Source organism: Leifsonia sp. SIMBA_070 (assembly GCF_046534635.1).
GTDB lineage: Bacteria > Actinomycetota > Actinomycetes > Actinomycetales > Microbacteriaceae > Leifsonia.
This window is the reverse complement of record NZ_JAWRYK010000057.1, coordinates 1-386: the sequence shown is the minus strand read 5'-3', so window position 1 is coordinate 386 and position 386 is coordinate 1. Positions and strand designations below refer to the sequence as shown.

Here is a 386-nt window from a genome sequence, read left to right as displayed (position 1 = left end):
ATTTAACTAATGTTATTAATGCTCACGTTCAAGAAAATAAGATAAACTCATTTCTGAAAAATATCTATCAGGAAGGTACGAGTGAGTGTTTTAAAGTAAAAAGATCATGGAATAAAGACGATCCAGACGAAATTAAAAAGGTTAAGTTTTGGAATGATGTTGATAAAGATTACACCAATCCAAGTGGGATAGATGCTCCTTTTAAAAAACTCTACGATAACAATTTTATCTGGGCTGATACCAACCCGAGTGACGAGTCTAAGTTTGGAGCTTCAACCATTTGCGGTGCTCTTTTAAAAGAAATAGCACTTGGACACACAAGCACCCAAGAGTATCAGGACTTTCAAAATAGTTATCACAGTATTTTTAATAATCCTGCATCTGAG

The 386-nt window shown here is 34.2% G+C and carries 1 pseudogene; it reads left to right on the top strand.

Going from position 1 to position 386, the window contains the following annotated elements:
* A pseudogene (locus SB754_RS19390) lies at positions 1-386 on the top strand (hypothetical protein); the annotation flags it as partial.